General features: G+C 40.5%; 6 protein-coding genes and 2 pseudogenes. 5 read left to right on the top strand and 3 right to left on the bottom strand.

The genetic code is table 11. From position 1 onward, the window contains the following. From ICN46_RS12200 to ICN46_RS11740, 5 genes and pseudogenes are all read left to right on the top strand, one after another. Positions 1-118: pseudogene (locus ICN46_RS12200) on the top strand (IS30 family transposase); the annotation flags it as partial. Between the two features lie 27 nt (positions 119-145). Next, complete coding sequence (locus ICN46_RS11725) at positions 146-718, top strand: tyrosine-type recombinase/integrase (RefSeq protein ID WP_216209054.1); 573 nt, start codon at positions 146-148, stop codon at positions 716-718. A 49-nt stretch (positions 719-767) separates the two neighbouring features. Beyond that, positions 768-2,048 carry a tyrosine-type recombinase/integrase gene (locus ICN46_RS11730; protein ID WP_216209056.1) on the top strand — a complete coding sequence of 427 codons (1,281 nt, stop codon included), beginning with the start codon at positions 768-770 and terminating at the stop codon, positions 2,046-2,048. Positions 2,049-2,151: 103 nt separating this feature from the next. Further along, positions 2,152-3,273, top strand: coding sequence for a GumC domain-containing protein (locus tag ICN46_RS11735; protein ID WP_216209059.1), 1,122 nt, complete (start codon positions 2,152-2,154; stop codon positions 3,271-3,273). A gap of 124 nt (positions 3,274-3,397) precedes the next feature. Continuing rightward, complete coding sequence (locus ICN46_RS11740) at positions 3,398-4,195, top strand: DUF3108 domain-containing protein (protein WP_216209063.1); 798 nt, start codon at positions 3,398-3,400, stop codon at positions 4,193-4,195. Between the two features lie 64 nt (positions 4,196-4,259). Here the strand turns inward: ICN46_RS11740 and ICN46_RS11745 are convergent, their stop codons facing one another. The 3 genes and pseudogenes from ICN46_RS11745 to ICN46_RS12070 all read right to left on the bottom strand — a co-directional run. Continuing rightward, on the bottom strand, positions 4,260-4,955 hold the full coding sequence (locus tag ICN46_RS11745; protein WP_215290256.1) for an AAA family ATPase: 696 nt from the start codon (positions 4,953-4,955) through the stop codon (positions 4,260-4,262). A 66-nt stretch (positions 4,956-5,021) separates the two neighbouring features. Continuing rightward, a complete protein-coding gene (locus ICN46_RS11750) occupies positions 5,022-5,336 on the bottom strand; it encodes a hypothetical protein (protein WP_216209066.1) in 315 nt (104 codons plus the stop codon). A 90-nt stretch (positions 5,337-5,426) separates the two neighbouring features. Further along, positions 5,427-5,545 (bottom strand): annotated as a pseudogene (locus ICN46_RS12070) (IS30 family transposase); the annotation flags it as partial.

Below are 5,545 nucleotides of genomic sequence, written 5' to 3' on the forward strand. Positions count from 1 at the left end.
TGCAGAGCTTAGAATGATCCAAGACCGATTAAACAACCGACCTAGAAAACGATTAGGATTTAAAACCCCCAATGAAGTCTTTAATCAATCTTTAAACCGTGTTGCACTTCGTGTTTGAATCTACGATTGATTAAGGAGACTGTGTATGAAACAAGCAAAGACGCTTAGCCAGCAAGAAGTGCGCCGTGTTTTAGATTACGTTGCTACCCGTAAACACGCACTACGCAACAGGGCAATGATTTTGACAACATTTTTATGTGGTGTGCGTGTAGGTGAATTGGCGCAGCTACGGGTAGAAGACGTAGTGGCAGCAGACGGCACAATTAAGACAGAAGTACATTTAGATAAAGAGCGCACTAAACACCAACACGCACGTACTGTGTTTATTAACGAGCGTTTACGTAAAGAATTAGCCACTTACGTTGCTACGCTTACAGTCCGCAGTCCACAGCAACCATTATTTGGTACGCAAAAGAATAGAGAGCGTGGCTTTACGCCTAATACAGCAGCGCAGCACTTTCTAACAATGTACAGAGGTGCTGGCATAGACGGCGCAAGCAGTCACAGTGGCAGACGTACGTTTATTACTTCATTAGCAAATAAGGGTGTAGGTGTGCGGGTGCTAATGAGTTTGGCAGGACACCAGTCAATGAGCACTACACAGTCATATATAGATGTTAACGCAGAGTTAATGCGTAAAGCAGTGGAGTTGGCGTAATGAGTGTACTTAATAGTCGTTTTGACACGACTGCGCATATGGGGCTGTAATGCGTACAAGACGTAAACAGACGCAGCTACTATTTCCCATACCAGCAAAACCAATAGTTAATTGGGAGTTTGTCACCAAGTTAAGCAGTAAAGAAAACACCAACATCATTTACTTGCGTGACGGGGAAGTAGTTTTATACAAACACGCACGTAGCAATGTATGGCAAGTGCGGTTTAAGTTATTTGATAGGCAGTGGCACAGGCACTCTACTAAACACTACAACCTACAGTTTGCCCGGCAAGTCGCTTGTGAAATGTATGACGAGGCACGATTTAAGGAGCGTATTGGAGTGCCCGTTGTCAGTCGTCGTTTTGATACTGTGGCTAATCGCTGCTTACAAGATATAGATAGAGAAATACAAGCAGGCATTAAGGCGCACACCAATAAAGACTACAAGCGTGTCATTAACAAATACCTCATTCCATTTTTTGGTAGTTATATGGTTGATAACATTAATGAGCAAGTGGTAAGTGAGTATGAGCAGTGGCGCAATAATGAAATGGGCATTACGCCAAAAGCCAGCACACTAATGACACACGCCAGTGCGTACAGCAGAGTGATTAAGTCAGCTGTACAGCGTGGATGGGTAAGTGCTAACAGTCCTATTGCGTTTTTGAATAGAAGAGGGAAAGCCAGTACACCACGTGCGGGCTTTACACGTGAAGAAGTACATAAGCTATTAGCGTACTTGCCAGAATTTGCTAATGGCGGACATACAGAGTTAGCACGTGATATGCGTAAATTGCTACGTGACTATGTAGAGATATTGATTGCTACAGGTATGCGCTGTGGCAAAGAGAGTATGAATTTACAGTGGAAGCACGTGGACTGGTATGACGAGGCAGCTACTGGCAAACGATACTTACGCTTATATGTGAATGGTAAAACGGGCGGCAGGCAATTAATTGTTAGAAACTTTGGTATTGCTGCGTTTGAGCGTTTGGCTATTAGGCAGAAAGATTTAATTGCTAAAAACTTAAATGAAGCAATTAAGCGCAAAACAACAATTAGGGTGTTTAGACTAAGTGACGGCACACAGCCTAAAAGTCTTCATACAACATTTAAGTGGTTACTCCACTTTGCCCACTTAACGTATGACACTAAAACAAAGCAGCAAAGAACCTTATATAGCCTGCGTCACGCATACGCTACGTTAGCGTTAATGGACGACGCAATAGATATACACACATTAGCAAGACAAATGGGTACAAGTGTGGGAATGTTAGAAAAGCACTACAGCAAGCTAACGGCGACTATGGCTGCGGAGAAGCTGGCTTAATTGTCGTGTTAAAACGACTAAAGATGGCGGGGCGGGGGGGATTCTAATAACTATATAGATATTGTTTTATAGTTACATTTTATATAAATAAATGCTTCCAAAAATGAGCGATACAAAACACATAGAAATAGGTGATGGACAAGAAATTAGCCTATTAGACATAATCCACTTTTTCAAAGAGTTTCATAGAAAAATTTTACTTACAAGTTTAGTTGGTGTTGTTGTGGGCGTAATTAGTTGTTTGTTGATTGGACAATACACAGCAACCACTACCTTGGTAAATTATGCTGGCTTAGATATACCCAGCGTAAAGTACTTACAGTCTGCTCTACCAAAGCTGGAGCAAGAAAATCAACTTAAAAATAAAGATAAAGATAGTGAGTTTTTGGCTTCAGAGAAGTTTTGGGAAAAGGCAATTAAACCCAACGTTTTGGTAACAAAAGCAGATAGCAAAGAGTTGCTGGATGCCTCAGCATTAAATGCTGCCGGCTCAAAAATATCATCAATAACAATTATTGACAAAGCCCCTTCAAAAGAAACTGCTGTAAAGAAAGTGGAGCAAATAAAGAGCTTTTTTATTGATGGCTCCACGTTAATTGCGATAAGAGACTTAGTAAGGGGTTACGAGCTGAAGGTAATCTCGTTAGACAGTAATAATAAGAAGAAAGTAGCAAGCGCAGAGGTTGAATTAGACTATTTACAAAAAAGAATTAAAAACTTAAATGAATTAAAAAATCAATATCCCAGTACAGGAGGCTCAAGTGGACAGGTTGTGGATGCTAAAGATAGTGGGGCAAAGTACTTGCCAATCACAACACAAATAATTGCGGCAACAACAGACGCTAATAACCTAAAAGAATCTTTGGCAAGGTATAAGGACGAGGAGCAGCAGAATATTATATTTAAGCTCTTTGTTGAAAAAGCTAAACCTCTTTTAGAGCAAGGGAGAGATGGCGCTACTTTAGGCGGCGATTTATTGGCAATATGTGAGCAGATTGAAAAAGGTGTTAATGGAAGCATTCAGCTTATAGCAATTGAAGAAATTAAGGTTGCGCTATCAACAATACAAACAAATAGGGTGTATGGGTTAAAGCAGGTTGGCGATGTAGATATTTCCAATCCATCCTATATGAAATTTAGCGGTGCTGGTTTGTTTGGCGGTATATTTATTGGGCTGCTGTTGGCGATTAGTATAAAAGTCACCAGAAAAATTAAGAGGCTCTAATTTATATGAAGAGCAAAACGAAGCGAGGTACTATGAGCGCGAGACTATTTTTTTGGTTGTTAGGTTTTATAATGGGCTGCGGACTAACTGTAAGTGGATATTATCTCTTAACGCCTTTTTTATTATGAAAATATTTTTTCTATTTGCTGGGCTTGTATTATTTGCTACTGGTGCGCTTGCTCAGCAAAAACAATTTCCACCAAAAATTCAGTTTGATTATGAGTTACGCTTAAAGGTTGACTTCAAGCAGCGTGAGGCATTTCTAAAAAAGAATGGTGAAGAGCCAGCTGTTTATGAAAAAGCAATGGGATTCATATCTGGCTCAATATACGCAGCAGACATTACTGATATAGTTGAAATGAGCGGTACAAAGTATCAAATTAATTCAACTGGCATATTAACTTCTGTTCTTAACCTTGCCCTACAAAGTCAAAAACTATTAAGACAGTCATATGGCGACGTTACAAAAGATGGGCTATCAACCTTAAGCTATATTGAAAAAAGAGGAAACACAGAGCGCTTACAGGCGAAGCTGGATAGTAAAGCAAATAAGGTTATCTTCATTAAAGATAAAACAGAGACTGGCTCTGCCCCAATAGCTGGGAACTTATTAGACTTGCTAAATGTGATGTACACATTTGTAGGGCGCAAAGCTCCACCAGTAAAAGCAACTTATAACGTTACAGACTCTAAATCGCTAAAACAATATACTTTGAATAAAGGCGAGCTGTGGGATTTTCCATTTAATGGCGTGAAGGTGAAGGCTTATCGTTATTTCAAGTCCACCACAAAGGACGATAGTGCCACTTTAGAAATATGGCTTACAGAAAAAGATAACATTCCGTTAAGAATGGTTGTTGGGCTTGGTGAGCGTTATGGCGCAACAATACAGGCTGATTTGAAAGCTATTCCCTCAATATAAAAAAGCCCGCTAACTACGGCGGGCTTTTTCTTGTCGTGTTAAAACGACTACATGTACTGCGGCACTATGCTGCTAACTTTAAGTCCCAGTTATTAGCCCTATATTGCTGTACCACTAACTTACGTGCCGCATTCAGTATGCGTCGTGCGCTGCCGTTACAGTAGCTAATAATTTTTAGTATGTCGCTGTCTGTCACACCAGTGACGTTGTAGTCAGCCAATATGCGCTTAACTACAGGCAGCCACTCAATATCAGCAGCAGCATTAAACTCCACACGCTCACACCTGTCCTGTACGCCATTCTCAATTAGCGCAAGTCTATTAGTAGTAAAGATGTGCACGCACTGATTTGTATTTGTATTCATTGCTACTTTTAAGGACGACATTGACTCAGCACGTAAGTTATCTACTTCGTCCAAAATAAAGTAGTGATAAGTACCCATTAATGGAATAAGTTGCGCTTGTGACTTAATGCTTTCAATAACACTTGCGCCGTTATCCCCACCCTGTGCTATTTTGTAATAGGCAACATATGGACTGCTACCGCCACGTGCTTCCTCTATTAAATCTGGCAATATCTTTGCTAAAGCCGTTTTGCCAGTCCCATTAACGCCGTATAGCAATATGCCGTTAATGCCGCCAGTTGGAAAGCCCACTAACCCACTAACAATATCTTCTACAGTTTGTTTTGCGTTAATGCTGTGAAACACAATGTCATTCAGCGTTTTTGGGCTGTACTTTTCTTCAAAATCATTAAACATACACTTCTCCTTATTTGTAATAAAAAAGGGCAACGCTGTTACACGTTGCCCCATAGTTTTAGTTAATTAAGCTGCTACGTTAGCAATAGCGTCATTTAGCTGTGCGTCGTTACTTGCTACGCTACGCTCTGCCACTTGCTTTTTAATGCCGTCTTTGTTTGCGCTGTAGTACGCAGCTAAAGCAGCATTTACAGCCGTAGTGCTATTAGTTACAGCGTTAATAGCAAACTTGCCGTCAGCTTGTTGCGTAGCAACAAACACTACTTGCTGTCCAATACACGCTGCGTCAACTTGCTTAGCAATAGCTTCACTGCTAACTTCAGCTAATACAGCACTTGCTACTGTAGTTTTAGCCACTTCAGCTTTTTGCTTTGCTGACAACGCATTGCCGTTTTTAGCTAAGCGTATTTCTTCTACGCCGCCGTTATTTCTAATAAAGTCCGCAATATCTGCGCTTTTAATCTCGTAGATTCAAACACGAAGTGCAACACGGTTTAAAGATTGATTAAAGACTTCATTGGGGGTTTTAAATCCTAATCGTTTTCTAGGTCGGTTGTTTAATCGGTCTTGGATCATTCTAAGCTCTGCAT

This window comes from Polynucleobacter sp. Latsch14-2 (genome assembly GCF_018881925.1).
GTDB lineage: Bacteria > Pseudomonadota > Gammaproteobacteria > Burkholderiales > Burkholderiaceae > Polynucleobacter.